Annotated in this window: 22 protein-coding genes; 17 read left to right on the top strand and 5 right to left on the bottom strand. The window is 61.8% G+C overall.

Annotation, left to right across the window (positions count from 1 at the left end; genetic code table 11):
* Positions 1–189: 189 nt before the first annotated feature.
* Entirely contained in the window at positions 190–414 is a 225-nt protein-coding gene (locus A3OO_RS0119270) for a hypothetical protein (protein ID WP_018409487.1), read from the top strand.
* A 114-nt stretch (positions 415–528) separates the two neighbouring features.
* On the opposite strand, the gene A3OO_RS24875 is transcribed toward A3OO_RS0119270, so the two are convergent.
* From A3OO_RS24875 to A3OO_RS22240, 4 genes are all read right to left on the bottom strand, one after another.
* Positions 529–1,050 carry an autoinducer binding domain-containing protein gene (locus A3OO_RS24875; RefSeq protein ID WP_425338981.1) on the bottom strand — a complete coding sequence of 174 codons (522 nt, stop codon included), beginning with the start codon at positions 1,048–1,050 and terminating at the stop codon, positions 529–531.
* On the bottom strand, positions 942–1,232 hold the full coding sequence (locus A3OO_RS24080; protein ID WP_198008871.1) for a hypothetical protein: 291 nt from the start codon (positions 1,230–1,232) through the stop codon (positions 942–944). The genes A3OO_RS24875 and A3OO_RS24080 overlap by 109 nt, the downstream gene beginning before the upstream one ends.
* 378 nt (positions 1,233–1,610) lie before the next feature.
* Positions 1,611–2,759 (bottom strand): DNA polymerase IV, encoded by a 1,149-nt coding sequence (dinB, locus tag A3OO_RS0119285; RefSeq protein ID WP_018409490.1) that lies wholly within the window; start codon positions 2,757–2,759, stop codon positions 1,611–1,613.
* Between the two features lie 5 nt (positions 2,760–2,764).
* Positions 2,765–3,286, bottom strand: a complete 522-nt coding sequence (locus A3OO_RS22240) for an SOS response-associated peptidase family protein (RefSeq protein WP_018409491.1) — start codon at positions 3,284–3,286, stop codon at positions 2,765–2,767.
* 535 nt (positions 3,287–3,821) lie between these two features.
* On the opposite strand from A3OO_RS22240, the gene A3OO_RS0119295 reads away from it, so the two are divergent.
* The 3 genes from A3OO_RS0119295 to A3OO_RS22245 all read left to right on the top strand — a co-directional run bounded on the left by A3OO_RS0119295 (position 3,822) and on the right by A3OO_RS22245 (position 5,456).
* Positions 3,822–4,274 (top strand): OsmC family protein, encoded by a 453-nt coding sequence (locus tag A3OO_RS0119295; protein WP_026223163.1) that lies wholly within the window; start codon positions 3,822–3,824, stop codon positions 4,272–4,274.
* Between the two features lie 43 nt (positions 4,275–4,317).
* Positions 4,318–4,878, top strand: a complete 561-nt coding sequence (locus A3OO_RS0119300; protein WP_018409493.1) for a thioredoxin family protein — start codon at positions 4,318–4,320, stop codon at positions 4,876–4,878.
* A gap of 206 nt (positions 4,879–5,084) precedes the next feature.
* Positions 5,085–5,456, top strand: coding sequence for a hypothetical protein (locus tag A3OO_RS22245; RefSeq protein ID WP_018409494.1), 372 nt, complete (start codon positions 5,085–5,087; stop codon positions 5,454–5,456).
* 31 nt (positions 5,457–5,487) lie between these two features.
* Here A3OO_RS22245 and A3OO_RS0119310 read toward each other — a convergent pair whose 3' ends face one another.
* Positions 5,488–6,213 (bottom strand): autoinducer binding domain-containing protein, encoded by a 726-nt coding sequence (locus A3OO_RS0119310; RefSeq protein WP_018409495.1) that lies wholly within the window; start codon positions 6,211–6,213, stop codon positions 5,488–5,490.
* A gap of 362 nt (positions 6,214–6,575) precedes the next feature.
* Here A3OO_RS0119310 and A3OO_RS0119315 point away from each other — a divergent pair, with 362 nt between their 5' ends.
* From A3OO_RS0119315 to A3OO_RS22250, 13 genes are read left to right on the top strand one after another with little or no spacing between them, the layout of a single operon-like run.
* Complete coding sequence (locus tag A3OO_RS0119315) at positions 6,576–7,124, top strand: lysozyme family protein (RefSeq protein WP_018409496.1); 549 nt, start codon at positions 6,576–6,578, stop codon at positions 7,122–7,124.
* A gap of 43 nt (positions 7,125–7,167) precedes the next feature.
* Positions 7,168–7,461: a TrbC/VirB2 family protein gene (locus tag A3OO_RS0119320; RefSeq protein ID WP_026223164.1), complete on the top strand. Its 294-nt coding sequence runs from the start codon at positions 7,168–7,170 to the stop codon at positions 7,459–7,461.
* Positions 7,458–7,805, top strand: a complete 348-nt coding sequence (locus tag A3OO_RS0119325) for a VirB3 family type IV secretion system protein (RefSeq protein WP_018409498.1) — start codon at positions 7,458–7,460, stop codon at positions 7,803–7,805. Before A3OO_RS0119320 ends, A3OO_RS0119325 begins: the two co-directional genes overlap by 4 nt.
* Entirely contained in the window at positions 7,798–10,170 is a 2,373-nt protein-coding gene (locus A3OO_RS0119330) for a VirB4 family type IV secretion/conjugal transfer ATPase (protein ID WP_018409499.1), read from the top strand. Before A3OO_RS0119325 ends, A3OO_RS0119330 begins: the two co-directional genes overlap by 8 nt.
* Positions 10,167–10,895 (top strand): TrbJ/VirB5 family protein, encoded by a 729-nt coding sequence (locus tag A3OO_RS0119335; RefSeq protein WP_040574092.1) that lies wholly within the window; start codon positions 10,167–10,169, stop codon positions 10,893–10,895. The genes A3OO_RS0119330 and A3OO_RS0119335 overlap by 4 nt, the downstream gene beginning before the upstream one ends.
* Before the next feature lie 8 nt (positions 10,896–10,903).
* Complete coding sequence (locus A3OO_RS23780) at positions 10,904–11,176, top strand: EexN family lipoprotein (RefSeq protein WP_198008872.1); 273 nt, start codon at positions 10,904–10,906, stop codon at positions 11,174–11,176.
* Between the two features lie 13 nt (positions 11,177–11,189).
* The gene (locus A3OO_RS0119345; protein WP_018409502.1) at positions 11,190–12,173 is read left to right on the top strand and encodes a TrbL/VirB6 family protein; all 984 of its coding nucleotides are present in this window, start codon (positions 11,190–11,192) and stop codon (positions 12,171–12,173) included.
* A 35-nt stretch (positions 12,174–12,208) separates the two neighbouring features.
* Positions 12,209–12,532 carry a hypothetical protein gene (locus tag A3OO_RS0119350; protein ID WP_018409503.1) on the top strand — a complete coding sequence of 108 codons (324 nt, stop codon included), beginning with the start codon at positions 12,209–12,211 and terminating at the stop codon, positions 12,530–12,532.
* Complete coding sequence (locus A3OO_RS0119355) at positions 12,525–13,199, top strand: VirB8 family type IV secretion system protein (RefSeq protein ID WP_018409504.1); 675 nt, start codon at positions 12,525–12,527, stop codon at positions 13,197–13,199. Before A3OO_RS0119350 ends, A3OO_RS0119355 begins: the two co-directional genes overlap by 8 nt.
* The gene (gene virB9 / locus A3OO_RS0119360) at positions 13,196–14,053 is read left to right on the top strand and encodes a P-type conjugative transfer protein VirB9 (RefSeq protein ID WP_018409505.1); all 858 of its coding nucleotides are present in this window, start codon (positions 13,196–13,198) and stop codon (positions 14,051–14,053) included. Before A3OO_RS0119355 ends, virB9 begins: the two co-directional genes overlap by 4 nt.
* A gap of 34 nt (positions 14,054–14,087) precedes the next feature.
* On the top strand, positions 14,088–15,245 hold the full coding sequence (gene virB10 / locus A3OO_RS0119365) for a type IV secretion system protein VirB10 (RefSeq protein WP_018409506.1): 1,158 nt from the start codon (positions 14,088–14,090) through the stop codon (positions 15,243–15,245).
* Positions 15,242–16,315, top strand: a complete 1,074-nt coding sequence (gene virB11, locus A3OO_RS0119370; RefSeq protein WP_018409507.1) for a P-type DNA transfer ATPase VirB11 — start codon at positions 15,242–15,244, stop codon at positions 16,313–16,315. The genes virB10 and virB11 overlap by 4 nt, the downstream gene beginning before the upstream one ends.
* Positions 16,305–18,290, top strand: a complete 1,986-nt coding sequence (locus A3OO_RS22250; RefSeq protein ID WP_018409508.1) for a type IV secretory system conjugative DNA transfer family protein — start codon at positions 16,305–16,307, stop codon at positions 18,288–18,290. The genes virB11 and A3OO_RS22250 overlap by 11 nt, the downstream gene beginning before the upstream one ends.
* Positions 18,291–18,386 lie beyond the last annotated feature (96 nt).

Genomic DNA, 18,386 nt, shown 5'->3' on the forward strand with positions numbered 1-18,386 from the left:
TTGCGGGGCGGTCGCCCCGTGAGAGCCCGTGAGCCGAGGCGCCGGCGAGCGCACCCGAAGGGCGGCGAATGCCGAGGGCTTGCCCCTTGCGCTTGTCAGCCGGCGGTTCGGCTAGGGCTTCTCTCTCCGGGGCGTCCGCCAACGGCGAGAGAGCAATCGTGAGAAAGCGCATTCAAAGGCGTGCCAACGATGAAAGAGGGCCAAGAAGCCGATGCTAACGCCTGCGGCCTCGGCGCGTTGCGCGACGATGTTCGACAGAGCGATGGTGGCGAGGACAAGTGTGGCGGCGAACTCAAACTCAGCGCAGCGACGGCCTCGCGCGTCTTCGCCGACAGCACGCTCGTCTCGAAGGCTGCAGCGAAAATGAAGAGGCCGGCGAACATGAGCGGCGGGGGTCAGTCGATTTCGCGATAGACTCCTTTTGGGCCTTAACCGACCTCGTCAGCAATATAACGGTGCCGCCGACGAGAACTGGACCTCACACCATGCGCCGAGAATGGGTCTATATGTCAATTGTGCTCCACGCTGCTACGGAAGCAGCCCCTGCCGTAATGCAAGCGCGACGGCATGGGTAATGGTCGAGGCACCGAGATTCTGTCTCGCGTTGTCGAGATGAAACCTCACCGCTCGAGCGGAGACGCCCAAAATCATCGCCGTCTCCTCTCTCGTCTTGCCGGAAGACGCCCATGCCAAACATTGGCGCTCCCTTTGCGTCAATGGAACGTCCGTAACGTTTTGCGTTGAAGCGTCCACGAATCGCGCATTGGCGTGCGCGTGACATGCGACACTCATCATCTGCAAGACTTCTTTCGCCTCTTGAACTATCTGCGCAAGCGCGGGTGCTGGTTCGTCAGCGGCAAAACTCAGCATCGCGAAGCGGCCGAAACCTGCCGTGATGGGGATGGTAACGCCTGCTCGAATTCCGGCAGAGAGCGCATCATCTAGGAAGCGGCGCTCTCTTGCAGATCGCGCTGCTTTGTGATCTCGGCAGTCCCAGAGAAAGGCTGGCCCTGGCTTCCGACCCCCACGAAAGACGGGATCGACGTCGATGTATGAAGATTGATCATGGCCGATCCATCCGTAGAAAACTTATCGCGCCGCGTTGCTGCTGAAGCATGAACGCAAAAGGCGGCTTCTGGAGCCTTATTGAAAAATGCGGAGAAAACTAATTCTGCGCATGCAAAACGAATGTTTCGATGTCGCTTTCCACGAGCGCCAATAACTTGCTTCATTCCGAAGATCGTGTACGTGTTTTCATTGTCTATTCGGGAACGGATCCATGGAACTCAGCAAACGTCAAATCCGTCAATTACAAAAGATTGTCGAAACCGCACAGGCAATACTCGCGGATGCGAGGAAGAGGTCCCAGCCGCGAAAGTCCAGGGCGCCGGCGAGCGTTCCTGCTCGCGAGGTACGGGCGCGGCGCAGTGGAAAAGAGCTTGTAGCATTCAGGAAAGCGGAACGCGCGGAACGCAAGAGAGGCGTGCCCGTTACCGAGATCGCGAAACGGCACAATGTGAGCACGACATATATCTATCAGCTCTAGTTACCGGATGAATGACGGCTTCTTAAGCGAATTCGCCCTGACCTCGGGCGCGATTTGGCTTGCGCTAAATGCTCAGGCTCAATTGAACGTCAAGCTCCGATTGCTCTTCACTGAGAGATGACAACGTTACGCCCAACAGCCGGATTCCCTTTGTCGCGGGAAACACGGGTCCGAGCAAAGCAAAGGCGAGCTGTTCGAGTTCGGCTTGCGTTGCAATAGACGCGGGGCCCGTGCGGCTGCGCGTGATCTGGCGGAAATCTGCATATTTCACCTTCAATGTGACGGTGCGCCCACGTATTCCCGCGCTCTCGCAGCAGCGCCAGACTTTTCCGATGATCGGCTGGAGCGCGGCGCGCGCCGCCGCGAAGGTGAAGAGATCCTCGACAAAAGTGTTCTCGGCGCCCACCGACTTGCGGACGCGGTCAGGGCGCACCGGCCTGTTGTCGACGCCCCGCGCAATCCAATAGTAATAAAGCCCCGATTTCCCGAAATGGTGCTGAAGGAAGGCAAGCGTCTGCATTCTGAGGTCGAGTCCGGTTTCGATCCCAAGCCGGTTCATCTTCGCGGTTGTTGCCGGCCCGACGCCATGGAATTTCCCGACCTGCAGGGTCTCGACAAAGGCCGGCCCCATCTTCGGCGTAATGACGAAGAGGCCGTCGGGCTTCCTGTAATCCGAGGCAAGCTTGGCCAGGAATTTATTGTAGGAGACCCCAGCCGAGGCAGTGAGGCCGGTTTCAGAGCGAATTGCCACTCGTATGTCCTCGGCGATCTGTGTCGCCGACGCGATTCCCCGCAAATTCTCGGTCACATCGAGATAGGCTTCGTCCAGCGACAGCGGCTCGATGATCGGCGTGTGTTTGGCGAAGATCGCACGGATCTGGCGCGACACTTCTTTGTAAACGTCGAAACGAGGCTTCACGAAAATGAGCTCGGGGCATTTCCGTTTGGCGGTGACCGACGGCATGGCGGAGCGCACGCCGAACTTTCGCGCTTCGTAGCTTGCCGCCGCAACGACGCCGCGCTCCCGCGATCCGCCGACGGCGACCGGCTTGCCGCGCAGCTCCGGATTGTCGCGCTGCTCGACGGAGGCGTAGAAGGCGTCCATATCGATGTGGATGATCTTGCGTTGCCGAGGAGGTTCGACGGCGATATCGCTATCTCGTCTTTCGACGTTGCTCCTCTCCGTATCTGGAATTTCGTTCGGCGCGAGCATGATCGTCAGGTCGTGAGGCCTCCCTCGTCCTTCTTCTCGCCCCTCGCAACAATCCGGAGAGCGTCGTCGGCAAGCGGTCGCTGAAGCCTGACCGCCTCATCGAGAGGCGTCGTCATCCAGCGGTCGATTTCCTCGCGCGTCGTCAAGATAGCGGGCCACGCCCTTGGGTGAAGCGAACCAACCACATTGTTCGGTACGGTGGCTAGAAAAGCAAAGACGTCATTGGTTGTCTCGCCTTCCTTCACCTTGCGCACCGACGTCCCGCGGGTCCAGATTCCAGCGAAGAGCGCCAGCGGCCGCGTCTCGTCGAGCGCGAACCACTCCGGCGGCTTCGCGCCGTCCGGCAACGCCTCCTTCTCGGAGAAGCTGCTGAAGGGCGCGACGCAGCGGCGCTCGACCCCGAGCCAACGCCGCCAATGCGGGATTTGAGGTTGTGGACATTGGTGACGCCGAGGATCCGAGTTCCTGTCCTTCAGCGCGAAGACCGGCGAGGGCGTCCCCCAGCGCGGCAGAGTCAATTCGCGCATCGAGTACTGATTTCGGACGATCGGGCCGCGTAATCGGGAAAGATGGCGGGGAAAGGAGCCAAGTTGTCGGTGCGGTCGCGCAACGCGCCGGCCGTCTCGCGGATCGCTTGCTGGCCCTTCGTCACCGAATACAGGCTGCACACGGCCCGATCCTTTCGCCGCCACATGTCGCTGGGCGCACACAATCACATTTCTCTCCTCGTTCGCAACGCCTGCACGGGATCCTGCACCTGCCGATTCGTCTCTGCGCCTTTCCAGCAACGCCGGAACCACGCGCGACTTCGCAGTTTCGTAATTTCAAACCATCGGGGGTTGGATAGATCGCGTTCTGCAAGATCTAACCCACACGCAGCGGATCGCTTCTGATCGCCAGGAGGTTAGAGCGCTCTGCAGGAGGCGTCCAATCTAATGAGCCGCTGGGAATGTTTCTCATCCAATGACTGAACCATATATGCACTCAGGCGTGGACTCTGCGCTCGGCCGGCATCCCGGTCGCGTTGAAGAAAGAAACGAGCATAAGATGAGTGAGGTCAAAATGTCCGAACACAAAGCCATGATCAAATGGGCCCGCAACGGCGCCGATTTCGACTACAAGAATTACAGCCGCGACCATATCTGGCGGTTCGATAGCGGCGTCGAGACGCCAGCTTCCGCCGCGCCCGCCTATCTGGGCAATCCACAGCGCGTCGATCCAGAGGCGGCTTTTGTCGCGGCGCTGTCGAGCTGCCACATGCTGACCTTTCTGGCGCTGGCGTCGAACAAGGGCTTCGTTGTCGACAGTTATGAGGACAACGCCGTCGGGCGCCTCGAAAAGAACGCCAGCGGCAAGCTCGCCATCACGCACGTCGAATTGCGCCCGAGAATTATTTACAGCGGGGACAAGCAGCCGACGCAAGCAGATCTCGAATGGCTACACGATAAGGCGCACCGAGAATGCTTCATCGCCAACTCCGCGACGACCGAAGTCAGGGTCATACCAGCAGAATGACAGGATCAGGCGTTACATTTTAAGAAACAGAGAGGCGCGACCCATGGCGACGACTCCCGAGCATATAACCCTGGACACGCCGGCGGCGGATTTTCGGCTTCCCGCCACGGATGGCCGAACCTACACGCTCGACGATGTAGCCGGCGAAAATGGCGCGGTGATCGTCTTCATCTGCAATCACTGCCCCTACGTCAAAGCGGTGATTGACCGCCTTGTCGCCGATGCGCGCGTGCTCATGCGGAAAGGGGTCGGCTTCGCGGCCATTTGCTCGAACGACGCTGAGAGCTATCCTGAGGACTCCTTCGACAAGATGAAGGAATTCCAGAAAACGCATGATTTCCCATTCCCTTATCTTCACGATGAAACACAGTCCGTCGCACGGGCCTACGGCGCAGTCTGCACGCCTGATTTCTTCGGCTACGATCGCGATCGCAAGCTCAAATACCGAGGTCGTCTCGACGAGGGACGCACGACTCCGCCCCGGGCCGGCGCAAGGCGCGAGCTTGTCGAGGCGATGCACGCCATCGCCGCGACGGGCCTGGCGCCGCCCGATCAAATTCCATCGATAGGTTGTTCGATCAAATGGAAGACGACGCACAGCTAGGCGCTCAAGGCAGGTAGGTTCACCACCTATCCCTCCGTCGAGACGACCTTTGGATGCAGCGGAGCGGCAATTCATAGGCGCCCGTCCAAATAGACAGGTCACAGCTGCCGTCCCTTATGCTTGCTCTCCCTCTTGCGCTGCACGTTTAGAGTTCGAAAATGATAATTCGATAGCTCAAACAAAATATTGGTCGGAGAGAGGGGACCATGGGCGACAACGTCGATCTTGAAAGGAGGGCTATCGATGCTTTGCGCCGCTACCGCGAGGCGTTCGCCAGGGTTGAAGAGATGGAACAGGAGGAGGCGGCCGCGCGCCGAGCCCTTGCCGATTGGCAGGGCCGCGCCAAAATCGCAATCCTTGATGGCGTGGCTTCTCCTCAAAGATCGCATCTCATCCAATCCGGCCAAGCGATCATTGCTCGCTTGCAGGAGGTCAGGCTTGCTATGAGCGAGGCGACGGCGGCGCTGGATGTAGCTTACAGAACCCTCGCCGCCTTGGACGAGGAATTGGGCTACATCCCGATTCCGGAGCCAGCTAAACCGGACGCAGCGAGCGCCGCAACCCGCCCCGAAGAATGAACGCCTGCAATCGGCTTCGCCTCGCTGTCCGTCAGGGAATCAACCCGCGCCTCAAGGCCAACGCCACGGCGTGCGCCACATTCTCGGCATGGAGTTTGTTACGCGCATTGTCGAGATGAAAGGCGACCGTGCGCGGTTTGATATCGAGGATCTGGCCGATCTGATCCATGGCGCGCCCCCGCGAGGTCCAAGCGAGACACTCCGCTTCGCGCTGGCTCAGCGGTGACGATCGCCTGGAGAGGCTCGATGGTTTCAACGCGGCTTCGACATGGGAGTGGAAATACAAAGCCATGAGCTGCAAGATTTCCTGCGCTTCCGCGACCTTCTCGAAAACATCCGGACCGCGCTTATCAGCGGCGAAGGTAAAAAGTGCAAAGCGGTCGAAGCCGGCCCGGATCGGAATGGTCATGCCCTTATCTATCCCAAATTCCGACGCTTCGCCGAAGAAGCGTTTGCAGGGGTTTCTCCGGCCCTTCGAAGCCTGCGCTCCATCCCAATCGAACAGATGGCGGTCGCGGCGCGCTCGAATGAACACCGGATCAATCTGCTGATAGCGTTCGTTCAAGTAGTGCGTCGTCCATTCCTTCGGATAGGTCGAGATCAGCGTATGAGCCTCGTCGGCGACTCCGAGATAGGCGAACGAGCGAAAGCCCAATCTTTGAGTCGCCCGCTCGCCGAGCGCCCGAAAAGCCAATGGGTCCGACGCCGTATGCATGGCGTCGACAAATTCCTGAAACACATTTTCAAGTTGCCGCATCTCTTAACCTTCTCGCCTTGCCCCGGCGCCCGCCTGCTCCTGCTTGATGCAATGGCCCCGCGTTGCATGCGCTCGTATGAACGCCGCCGCCATTTTGCGGGCGGTGTGTGTGAGCAGGATGCGGCGATTTTATGAAGGCCTGTGCGCAAATAACCCCTGCGAAATCTCGCAGGTTCGGCGCGTCCACGCTTTTGTTTTGTTCCGCTCTGAATTCACAATCGATTCGGAAAGCTCGACCTCATGCAGATCATTGCCCTCCACCGTGGACGTTTGCGCATTGCAGCCCCCCTTCTTTCTCAAAACCGCTCTTGCGCTGACACGCAACGTTGCGTCGCCGCCTGATTGTCTGCGGAGTCAATCGAATGGACCCTTCAGCCTTCATGGCGCTCGCCGAGCGCTGCGCGCCCGGTTCTGATGCGCGGCCGCTGATTGAGATCGTGCGGATGGCGAGCCGCTTCGAGCCGCTTTCGCTTACGATCGACGGCCGAAAGCCGATCAAAATATTGGCGACTTCGAAGCAGGAAGCGATCGAGCTGGCGATGCAGGCGAAAATCGCCAAACAAGAGGCGCGATTGGGCCTCGCCGGTCTGACGTTTGGCGATCTCGACAAGGCCGGGATCGGCGTGGCGGAAGCCTTCGAGCCTTGTCCGGCGCTGCGCGCCGCTGCGCAGATTCTCAGCGACGACCCGAAGCATTTCCTGACGTCGAAGATCGCGCGCGTTCAAAGCGTCGGGCGAGCAAGATTTTCTGCCGACGACGGTCTTGATCGTCGCGACGAGCGACCCATGCATCGCGATGAAAGCACCGCCGAACAATCGGATCCACCGCCCAAAAAGCCATGGGACGTTTTCGGCAATCCGTCCGGACGATCGCTCCTTGTCTATGAAGCGCCCGCTTCCTCTCCCCGCTAGCCACAAACAATCTTTTATCTCTCACACAGAGTCTGGATTCATCATGCATCCCCTCGCTCGTCGTCTCTCCTTTCTCCTGCTCTCGGGCATGGTCGCCACGCTCGCCTTCAGCGAACCCGCCGCGGCGCAAAGCGCCAATGTCGAAAAGGTGCTCCAGAACATCGTCGACGCGCTCACCGGCAATGTGGCGAAGCTCCTCGCGACGCTTGCGATCATCATCACCGGCATGTCCTGGATGTTTGGCTATCTCGACTTGAGGCGCGCTGGCTACGTCATTCTCGGCGTCGCCATCCTGTTCGGCGCCGCCGAAATCGTCTCCACGCTCACCGGCAGATGAGCGCGCCCAAGAGCGACGAACGCCTCGTCGAGGACACCCTTTTTCTGGCCTGCACGCGGCCAGCGATGATTCTTGGCGTGACGATGGAGGCCATGGGACTCAACGTCATCTTCTCGTCGATTCTGTTCGTGCTCGCGGGTAGCCTGCTCTACGGCCTCGTCGCCTTGCCCATCCATTTTGTGTGCCGGCTGATCTGCCGCCGCGACGCCAACCAGTTCCCCATCCTGTTCGCCTGGCTGGAAACGCGCGGCCGTCACCGCAACGCGCGCCTGTGGGGCGGCTCGTCCTGCACGCCGTTACGCCTTCTGCGCCGCTTCAGCGCCAAGGAGCTCCCCCATGGCTAGCATCGCCACGCGCATCAAGGCGCGAGAGGTCGAAGCGAGCGTTCACCTCCCCTATCTGCGCCATGTCACGGAACATGTGATCTCGCTGTCGACGCGCGCGCTGATCACCACGATTCGTCTTGCCGGCGTTTCCTTCGAGACAGCGGATCCAACCGACCTCAACGATCTCCAAACCAAGCTCAATCTCACGCTGCGTAATATCGCCGACGAACGGCTGGCGCTGTGGACGCATCTCACGCGCCGTCGCGCAGGAGATTATCCGGTCGGCGCCTTTCGTTCGGATTTTGCGCGGGAACTCGACGCCGCCTATCGGACGAGGCTCGTTTCCGACACGCTCTATCGCAACGAACTCACCCTGACGCTCGTCTGGCATCCGGGACGCGACGCAACCGAGCGCGCCTCACTGTTCTTTTCGCGGCTCGGCAGCGCGCGGCACGCCGGCGCCGAGGTCGATACTCTAGGGCTGAACAAGCTCGAAGACGTGACGCGCGATCTGATGGCGGCGTTGGATCGCTACCGCCCGCGCCGCCTCGGCCTCGTGGAGCGGCATGGCGTCGTCTTTTCCGAGACCGGCTCGTTCCTGCAGGAGTTCGTCGCGTGTGAGAGTCTTCCCTTCCCCTTGGTCCATGGCCCGATCGGACCGGCGCTCTATGCGAACCGTCTGGTCTTCGGCCGCGAGACCATCGAAATCCGCAGCCCCGGCGGGTCGCGTTTTGCCGGCATGCTGGCCTTTAAAGATTATCCGGCGACGACGAGGCCTGGCCTCCTCAACGGCCTTCTCGCCGCCCCCTTCGAGCTGGTGCTCGCGCAGAGCTTCGCATTCCTCGACAAATCGGAAGCGAAAACGGTGATGACGCGCAAGCAAAACCAGCTGCTGTCCGCCAACGATCCGGCGGCCTCGCAGATTGGCGACCTTGACGCCGCGCTCGACGATCTCGAATCGAACCGCTTCGTGATGGGCGAACACCATCTGTCGCTGCTCGTCCTTGCCGACGCGCCAAGAGCCCTGCTCGACAAGATGAGCCTCGCCCGCCGGATTCTCGCCGACGCCGGAGCCGTCGTCGCGCGCGAGGACCTTGGGTTAGAGGCGGCCTTCTGGGCGCAATTGCCGGGACTGTTCAAATATCGGGCGCGGGCCGGCGCGATCACCTCGCGCAACTTCGCCGCGTTCTCGCCCTTCCATGCCTATCCCTCGGGCGATCCCGACGGCAATCATTGGGGACCTGCCGTCGCCGTCCTCAAAACCGCCTCGGGATCGCCGTTTCATTTCTCGTTCCATGTCGGCGATCTCGGCAACACGTTTGTCTGCGGCCCGTCAGGATCGGGGAAGACCGCTTTCCTCACCTTCGCCCTGGCGCAGGCGGAAAAGCTCGGCTGCCAGCTGGTGCTGTTCGACAAGGATCGCGGGGCCGAACTGTTTATCCGGGCGATCGGCGGCGCTTATCTCGCTCTGAAGAGTGGCGCGCCGACCGGTTGCGCGCCCCTGAAGAGCTTCGATCTCACGCCGGCGAATCTGACGTTTCTCGGCGCGCTGGTGCGCAAACTGGTCGGCGTCGAAGGCCGACCGCTGTCGGTCGCCGATGAGCAGCGGATCGACGTCGGCCTTCTCGCGCTGCGCGACATGCCGCGCGCCGAGCGCTCCTTTTCGGCGCTGCGCGTCTTCCTCGGCCAGCGCGACACGGAAGGAATCGGCGCACGGTTAGAGCGCTGGTGCAAGGGCGGCGCTTTGGGGTGGGTTCTCGATGCCGACGAGGATGCAATCAGCCTCGACGCCCATGCCTTCGGCTTCGACATGACCGAGGTCCTCGATGACGCAATTATCCGTACGCCATTGATGATGGTCCTCTTTCGACGCGTCGAGGAGCTGATCGACGGACGCCGTATCGTCATCGCCATTGACGAATTCTGGAAGGCGCTCGGCGACGAAGCCTTCCGTGATCTTGCCAATGACGGGCTGAAGACCATCCGCAAGAAGAATGGCGTCATGGTGTTCGGCACGCAATCGCCGCGCGACGCCCTCGCCTCCCCAATCGCGCATACGATCGTCGAGCAATGCCCGACCCAAATCTTCTTTCCGAACGCCCGAGGTCAGGCTCGCGATTATGTCGATGGCTTCCATCTCACCAAGACGGAATTCCGGCTCATCCGTGAGGAGCTCTCGACGGAGAGCCGTCGGTTTCTATTGAAACAGGGCCATGACGCCGTCGTTGCCGAACTCGATCTGAAAGGCATGGACGACGCGCTCGCCGTTCTTTCAGGGCGCACCGCGACCGTCGAACTCCTCGATCGCCTGCGCGCTGACGTCGGCGACGATTCGGACAAATGGCTTCCTCTGTTTCATCAGCGCCGAAAGGGTCTCGCATGAAGCCACCCACTCGATTCTTGCCTCTTGCGATCATGGCCGCCCTTCCCCTTCCCCTTCCCCTTCCCCTTCCGGCGTCGGCCCAGGTCGTCTTCGATCCAAGCGTCTTCGCCCGCCAGTTCGATCAATTGATTGAGATGAAGAAGCAGGTCGAGACGCTTTCCTCGCAGCTGAAAGTCGCGCAGGACCAACTCGCCCAGGCAAAGCAGCTCTATGATTCCTTCAATAGGCTGACCAACGCCAATGATGTCGCGAGCCAGTTGAACTCGTCGGAATTTCGCAAATATCTGCCGGGCGAATTCTCGCAGATCGAGGGCATGATCAAGGGATCGGGGTCTGGCAATTTCGCCGCCTCAATGGACACTTACCTATCGCAGAACCGCGTCTATACCGAGAACCCGGGAAACTCCTTCTACGCCTCCGAACTCGATCGCATCGCTCGCCAGACCGGCGCCAAGCACTCGCTCGGCCAGGCCGTCTACGACACGGCCTCCCGCCGCATCGACCAACTCGAGACCTTGCGCCGCCAGATCAGCGCCTCCAAGGACGCCAAGGAAGTGCTCGATCTTTCCGCCCGCCTCCAGGCCGAACAAGCTCTATTGCAAAACGACGTGCTGCGCCTGCAAGGCCTCGCCATGATCCAACGCGCACAGGCCGACATGGACGTCGAGCGCGAACGCGAGCATGGCCGAAAGCTCGTCCAAGAGATGAAAGGAGCCCTGCGATGAGAGGCCTATTGCCGCTTTTCGGCTCGCTCCTCCTGCTCGCAGCTTGCGGCGATAAGGCTGGTGACAAGTCGTCAACTCAATCACCCACGCCCGAATTGGCGAGAACACGCACGGTGCTCGAATTCCTGGAAGACCCCAAGGCGTTCGACGAGACCTGGGCCAAGTGCCGCAATGATCCCGGTGGACTCGGCAAGAGCTCGGATTGCGTCAACGCCGGCTATGCCAACGAACGCTTGATGATGCTCGGCAGAGAGCGCGCCATCAAGAGTCTGAAGCGCTGAGGGGCGAAAGACAATGGCGATCCAGGTTTTTGATGAGTTCTTGAAAGAGTTTGAACAGCCGATCACGCAGTTCGTCTCGAACTCCGTACAGAACCTCACTTCCTGGGTCGACGGGCCGCTGCGCGTCGCTGTGATGCTTTATGTCGTGATCTATGGCGTCGCCGTTATGCGCGGAGCCATTCAGGAGCCGATCCTCGACTTCGCCTGGCGGACGATCAGGATCATAACGGTCGTCATGCTCGCGACCGACCCTGCGTCTTATCAGCAATATGTCACGAGCCTCTTTTTTGAGTCGCTTCCAAAGGAAATCAGTGCGGTCATCGCTGGCGGCGGACTCGACATGAAGTCCGGTCAGCCCTTCGATCAATTGCTCAGCAAGGGCATCGAGGTCGCAACTCAGATTTACGAACAGGCCGGAATCACTAACTTCGCACCCGCTCTGATCGCCGCGATCCTTCTCGTCTTCACCGCCGTCAGCGGCTTTTTGCAATTCGCGATCATGCTTTACGCCAAGGTCGGTCTGGCGCTCGTTCTTGCGCTCGGTCCGATCTTTATCGCGCTCATGCTGTTCGAGGCGACGCGGACCTTTGGCGAGGCCTGGACACGCCAACTCGCCAATTTCGTAATCTTGCATGTGCTCGTCGTCGCGCTGATCGGCTTGATGCTGACGACCGTTGGGCATTTTGTCGACAAATATGGCGCCAACGCCGCGACCGGCGGGCAATTGATCGTCGGCGCCGTGGCGATCAGCGCCGTCCTCGGGCTCGCCGCCTATATCGCGCTGCAATTGCCGGAGATTGCCGGCGCGCTTGCCGGCGGCGGAGCCTCGCTCGCCGCCCACATGCTCAATCGCTGGATGGCCGCCTACGCCACCACGGCGACCGCGGCGGCCACGATCGGCGCCTATGCGGGCGCCCGGATGGCCACAGCGCGGTCACTCCAAACGCTGCGCGGACGGCGGACAGGCGGCGGCATCCGCCATGTTCCCGCCGAATAGCGAAATTCGATCATCTCGAGGATTGGGGAGAGGGAATGAAGGCGGCTTTCACATTGCTTACGCTCGCGCTCGCGGCGTCGCTCAGTGGTTGCGCCAGCCTGACGGGCGCGGGCGCGCCGTCCTGCGACGGCGCGGCGCGGCGTCCGCTCAACCGATCGCTGTGGGATTGGGAGAGCGCGAAGCCCATCCCGGCAGAGCCGATCGAGGCGCCGGCGCCGGCTCCTCCTTCGCTTTCGGGCGCCGCCGAGCCGCTTATCCGCAAGGGCGAGGTCGGCCGCGCTCCGTTTATCGCGCGCGCAAAACCCGTCTTTGATATCGCTGCCTCGTTACGGCGCTGCGGAGGAGCCGATCATGGTTGAGGCCGGCGATCTGAAAAGCTACTTCGAGCGCGCCCGGCTTTGGGAGCAGGATCTGCTGCTTTCGGCGCAGCGCTCGAAGCGCCTCGCCTGGGGCGTCGCAGCGGCGGCCTCGGCTCTCGCCTTCGTCTCAATCGGTGCGGTGGCCGCTCTCACCCCTCTCAAGACCGTCGAGCCCTTCATCATCCGCGTCGACAATGCGACCGGCGTCGTCGACGTGGTTTCCGGCCTCAAGGACGAGCCGCAGACTTATGACGAGGCCATCGCCAAATATTTTCTCGCTCAATATGTGCGGGCGCGGGAAGGCTACAGCTTCATTGAAGCGCCGGTGAATTTTCGGACGATCTCGCTGCTGTCGACCCAAAGTGAACAGACGCGGTTTTCATCGCTTTATCGGGGATCAAATCCCGACAGCCCGCAAGTCGCCTATGGCCGCAGCGGCGTCGCCGAAATCCGCATCAAGGCGATCTCGCTGCTCGGCCCCAATCTCGCCTCAGTGCGCTTTATGCGCGAAACGCGCCGAGGCGACGAAACCAAGCTCTCGCATTGGATCGCGACGCTCGCCTTCTCCTTCGAGAAGAAAGCGACGATCTCTTCGTCCGATCGCCTGATCAATCCCCTCGGTTTTCTTGTCTCGGAATACCGCTCCGATCCGGAGACCGCGCCATGATCAGTCGCTTTCCTCTCGCCGGCCTTATCATGCTGGCCTCTGGGGTTTGCCTCACGCCCCTCCCCTCATTCGCCTTGCAGCAGCCGAGCGCCGGGTCGCGCGACGCCCGCGTGCGCATGGTCGCCTATGACCCCGCCAATGTCGTCAAGATCAACGGCGTCATTCGCGCCTCTACCCAGATTCTTTTTGCCGAGGACGAAGAGATCGCCCATGTCGCGATCGGCGATTCCGTCTCCTGGGAGGTCGCGCCCACCGGCAATATCCTTTTTCTCAAGCCGCGCGAAAAACATCCCTCCACCAATCTGCAAGTGGTGACGACGCGCCGCGACGGCCGCAAGCGCTCCTACCAGTTCGAATTGTCGATCGCCGAGAGTTCGCTTGCGGAAAGTTACTTCATGGTGCGCTTCGCTTATCCCGGCGACGAAGCCGAGGCGCGCCGGGACGTGACTGCGGCACGACGCGGCGAGATGGAAGCCCGCGCGATCAACGAGACCTTCGCGCTCCACAACGCCGCCAGCCCGCGCAATTGGCGCTATTCGGCGCAAGGATCGTCCAGCTTGGAGCCAGACGCAGTGTACGACGACGGCAAGGAGACGACGCTGCGTTTTGAGGGCAATCGCGAGGTTCCGGCGATCTTCCTCGTCGCCTCCGACGGGACCGAGAGCCTTGTGCCCAAAGACGTGCGCGGCGAACTCGTTGTAGTCCATGCGGTCGCGCGCGAACTGCGCCTGCGCCAAGGCGCGGAAGTGCTCTGTATCTTCAACGAGGCCTTCGACCCTGTCGGAATCAATCAGGCGACGCGAACGACGAGCCCGAGCGTCGCGCGGCTGCCGCGCCGGACCCGCGCGCGATGAGCGCCACCTCGCAACCATTTCGAGAGCGACCGCAATGACTGAAGAACCCGCCGCCAATGCGCTCGATCAGGAGCGCAGAATCACGCCCGTCTCCTCCCATGATGATGCAGCGCGGCCGTGGCGCAAGGGAGTAGGCGTCGCTAGCCTCGTCACGCTCTGCGGCCTGGTGCTGTGGGCGAGCTGGAAGCGCGCGCCGGCCGAGGCCGAGGCGCGCCAGAAACCGACGATTTCGGTGGCGAGCGCTTTCGAGCGCCCGCGCGATCCGCCGCCCGCTCGGCCGGAGCCTGCTGCGCTCCCCATCACGATCGCCCATACCCCCGAGCGATCGAAGACCGACGATCTCATGGACAGCGCGCGCCGCGCCCCAGTGCTCGTGTTCAATCGCCCGCCACAGGCTCGCTCTGGCGCTGCGACCGCGCCATTTCCCAATGTGGACCTTGACCCGACGGGTTCGATTGACGCGAACGGCTATGGCGCCCCCGAGCGCCAAAACGAACTCGCGAGCAGGCTCAAGCCCACCGCGCTCGAAGGGGTGCGCGCCGCCCGGCTCCCCAATCGCCATCTCGTCGTCACGCAAGGGATGGCCATCCCCTGCGTGTTGGAAACCGCCATGTCGTCGGATGTGGCGGGGTTTGTCTCCTGCGTCGTCGAACGCGACGTGATGTCGGATTCGGGTCAAGTCGTGTTAATGGAGAAAGGCACGCAGGTCGTCGGCGAATATCGCGGCAACGTGCGGCGCGGGTCAAAGCGCATGTTCGTGCTGTGGACCCGGGCCAAGACTCCGACCGGCGTGATCGTGGCGCTCTCGAGCCCCGCGACCGATGCGCTCGGGCGCTCCGGTTTCGACGGCGAGATCGACAATCATTTCTTTGAACGATTTGGCGGCGCGCTTCTCTTGTCCATCGTCGGCGACGCCGGGCAAATCGCCGCCGCTCAGTTGTCGCAAGCCGACATTCAGGTGAATTCGATCCAGAGGTCAGGACAAAGCGCCGCGGCGATCGCGACTGAACAATCGATCAATATTCCGCCGACCCTCAATAAGAACCAGGGCGAACGCGTTTCGATCTTTGTCGCCCGCGATCTCGATTTTTCCTCCGTCTACAGCTTGCGCCTCGTCGAGGGCCGCACGCAAATCCTCGATCGCACGATCGTAAGCCAGACTGCGCAGCCTCAAAGGGTGACGAAGCCATGAGCGGCGAGGAAGCGGCCATTTTCGACGATTGTCTGGCGCGCGACGGTAGGGCTGCGCCAGCGGGGTCGGCGGAGCGACGCGTCCTCTTGCGCTGCCTCGAACCGATCGCCGATCTCCTCACCGATTCCGACCTGACGGAAATCGTCGTCAATCGACCGGGCCAAGTCTTTACCGAAGGCCCCAACGGCTGGACGCGTTATGAGCGCGGGGGCCTTACTTTCGCGCATCTGACGAATCTCGCGACCGCTGCCGCGGCCTTCACCCGTCAGGATATCGCGCCCGACCATCCGATCGTCTCGACCGTGTTGCCCGGCGGCGAACGTTGCCAGATCGTCGCGCCGCCCGCCGTTCCCGCCGGCACGCTCAGCCTGACGATCCGCAAGGTCGCGGAGGCCGTTTTGAGCATGGACGATCTCGACCGCCGCTCGCTCTTTGCTGACGTCGGGAAGGCGAGCGACGATCTCTCGGCCGACGAGCAGGAGCTCGTCCGCTTGCGCGACGCCGGCCATTGGCGGAAATTTCTCGAACGCGCCGTCGCGTCGCGCCGCAACATCGTTATTTCCGGGGCGACGGGATCCGGCAAGACGACGCTCGCCAAGGGCCTCGTCGCGCTGATCCCCGAGCACGAGCGCATTCTCACGATCGAGGATACGGCCGAACTCACCATTTCGCAGCCCAATCATGTTCGCCTACTCTACGCCAAGGACGGAATGGGGCTGGCCAAGATCGGCCCGCGCGAATTGCTCGAATCGGCGCTCCGCATGCGCCCCGACCGCATCCTCTTGCAGGAACTGCGCGACGGCACGGCCTTCTATTATCTGCGCAATGTCAATTCCGGCCATCCGGGCTCGATCACCACGGTCCATGCCGACAGCGCGCGCCTCGCCTTTGAACAGCTGACCCTACTCGTCAAGGAGAGCGCCGAGGGACGTGAACTCGCGCGCGAGGACATCAGGCGGCTCCTCCATCTCACGATCGACGTCGTCGTGCAGATGAGTCGAAGCAACGGCCGCTACCGCATCACGGAAATCCATTATGACCCGGAAGCCAAGCGCCGCAATGCGTTCTAGACTGGCGCTCCAGGCCGGCCTTGCGCTTCTGGCCGCCGCAACCTTTCTCCTTGTCGCGTCGAATGTGCTGCTGCTCGGCCTGCGCGCGCATGACGGCGGCCTGCATATCTTCGATATTCTGACGCTCGCGCCGCAGTTTGGGACCGACGAGCGTCTCGACCGCTGGCTGACCATCGGCTTCCTCGCCGGGTCGATCGCCGCCTTTGGCCTCCTCGGCGCGATCCTGAGCGCCCGCCCGCGGCCGCTGCATGGCGATGCGCGCTTCGCCACGCCGCGCGAAATCGAGCAGGCGGGCTTAAGGGCGAAACGCGGTCTGCTGCTCGCCCAGACCAACGGCAGGCTGTTGACCTTCGGCGGCGCAGAACATGTCATCGTCTATGCGCCAACGCGCTCCGGCAAAGGCGTCGGCGTCGTCATTCCCAATCTCCTGTCCTGGACCGACAGCGTCGTCGTCCTCGACATCAAGAAGGAGAATTTCGTCAAGACGGCGGGATTTCGCGCCGCGCGCGGTCAAAAGGTCCATCTCTTCGATCCGTTGGATTCGCAAGGTCGCACGGCGCGCTATAATCCACTGTCGTCTGTCCGCCGCGACCCGGCCGATCTCTATGACGATCTGCAAAGAATTGCCGGCATGCTGTTTCCTTCCGATCCGCGCGGCGACCCATTCTGGACGGAAGCGGCGCGCTCGGCCTTCATCGCCATCGGCGGCTATATCGCCGAAACGCCGCACCTGCCGTTCACCATCGGCGAGATTCTGCGCCAACTCACCGCCGCGAGCGATGTGAAGACACATTTCCAGAGCGTCATCAGCGCGCGAAAGACCGGCCCGGAGAGACTCTCGCCGTCTTGCGTCGCGGCGCTCAATGATTTCATCGCGGCCTCGGAAAACACGTTGCAATCGGTGCGCAAGACCGTCACCGCGCGCCTGGGGCTCTGGCTCAATCCGCGCATCGACGCCGCAACCTCGACGAGCGATTTCGATCTGAGCAAACTTCGATCCGAAACAATCTCGATCTATCTCGCGGTCACGCCCGACAATCTCGACCGGCTGGCGCCGCTGCTCAATCTTTTCTTCCAGCAGGTGATCGATCTCAACGCCCGCGAATTGCCCGAGCACAATCCTGCGCATTCGCGCCAGCTTTTGCTCCTCCTCGACGAATTTCCGTCTCTCGGCCATGTCGGCGTGCTGGCGAAGAGCGTCGCCTTCGTCGCCGGCTACGGCATAAGGCTTTTGACGATCTTGCAAAGCCCCTCGCAATTGCGCGCGATCTATGGCGCGGACGAAGCCAAGAATTTCTTGACCAACCACGCCGTCGAAATCGTCTTTGCGCCCAAAGAGCACGATGTCGCCGTCGAGCTTTCGGAGCGGTTCGGCACGCAGACGGTCGAGGCGAAGAGCCGGTCGCGGCCGTGGGGATTCTCGAACCGCTCCCGCTCCGAAACGACCTCGGATCACCGGCGTCCCCTACTGTTGCCGCAGGAACTGAAACTCGTTCCCAAGAGCAAGGCCTTCGTGCTGATGGCCGGCGTGCCGCCGATCCTCGCCGACAAGCTCGTCTATCACGACGATCGCCGCTTCACGGCGCGGCTCGCACCGCCGCCCATCATCGCGCCGATGCCGGCGCCAACTGATGAGGCGCTCGCTTCGCAGGTCTTGCAGTTGCAACAGGACGTCGCGGAACTGCGCGCCATCGTCATCCGACGGCCGTTGACCGAGGCCGAAATTGACGACCCCGCGTCGATCCCGGTGGACGCGCTGACGAGCTTATCCGATGTCCCGCTCGATCTGGAGAACGTTTCGGAAGAGGCGCTCAACGATTGGGTCGCGGGCTATGTCGACAGCGCCGCGCACTATGACGAGGCCCCGGAGGCGGGCGAGAATTCGGGCGGTTCCGAAGTGCGCGGAGCGGAAGACGCGCGGGCCAAGGGTGCATCCGGGCGACGCCAGCGGACTCGGGAGATGAGCCGTGGCTGAGAACGACAGAGACGACAGCCGCTCATTTGAACTGAAGCGAGCCAGCAACGACTCGGGCGGCGAAAAATCACCGGATCGCGATGCCTTGGGATCGAG

This window comes from Methylocystis rosea SV97 (genome assembly GCF_000372845.1).
In the GTDB taxonomy this organism is placed as follows: Bacteria; Pseudomonadota; Alphaproteobacteria; order Rhizobiales; family Beijerinckiaceae; genus Methylocystis; species Methylocystis rosea.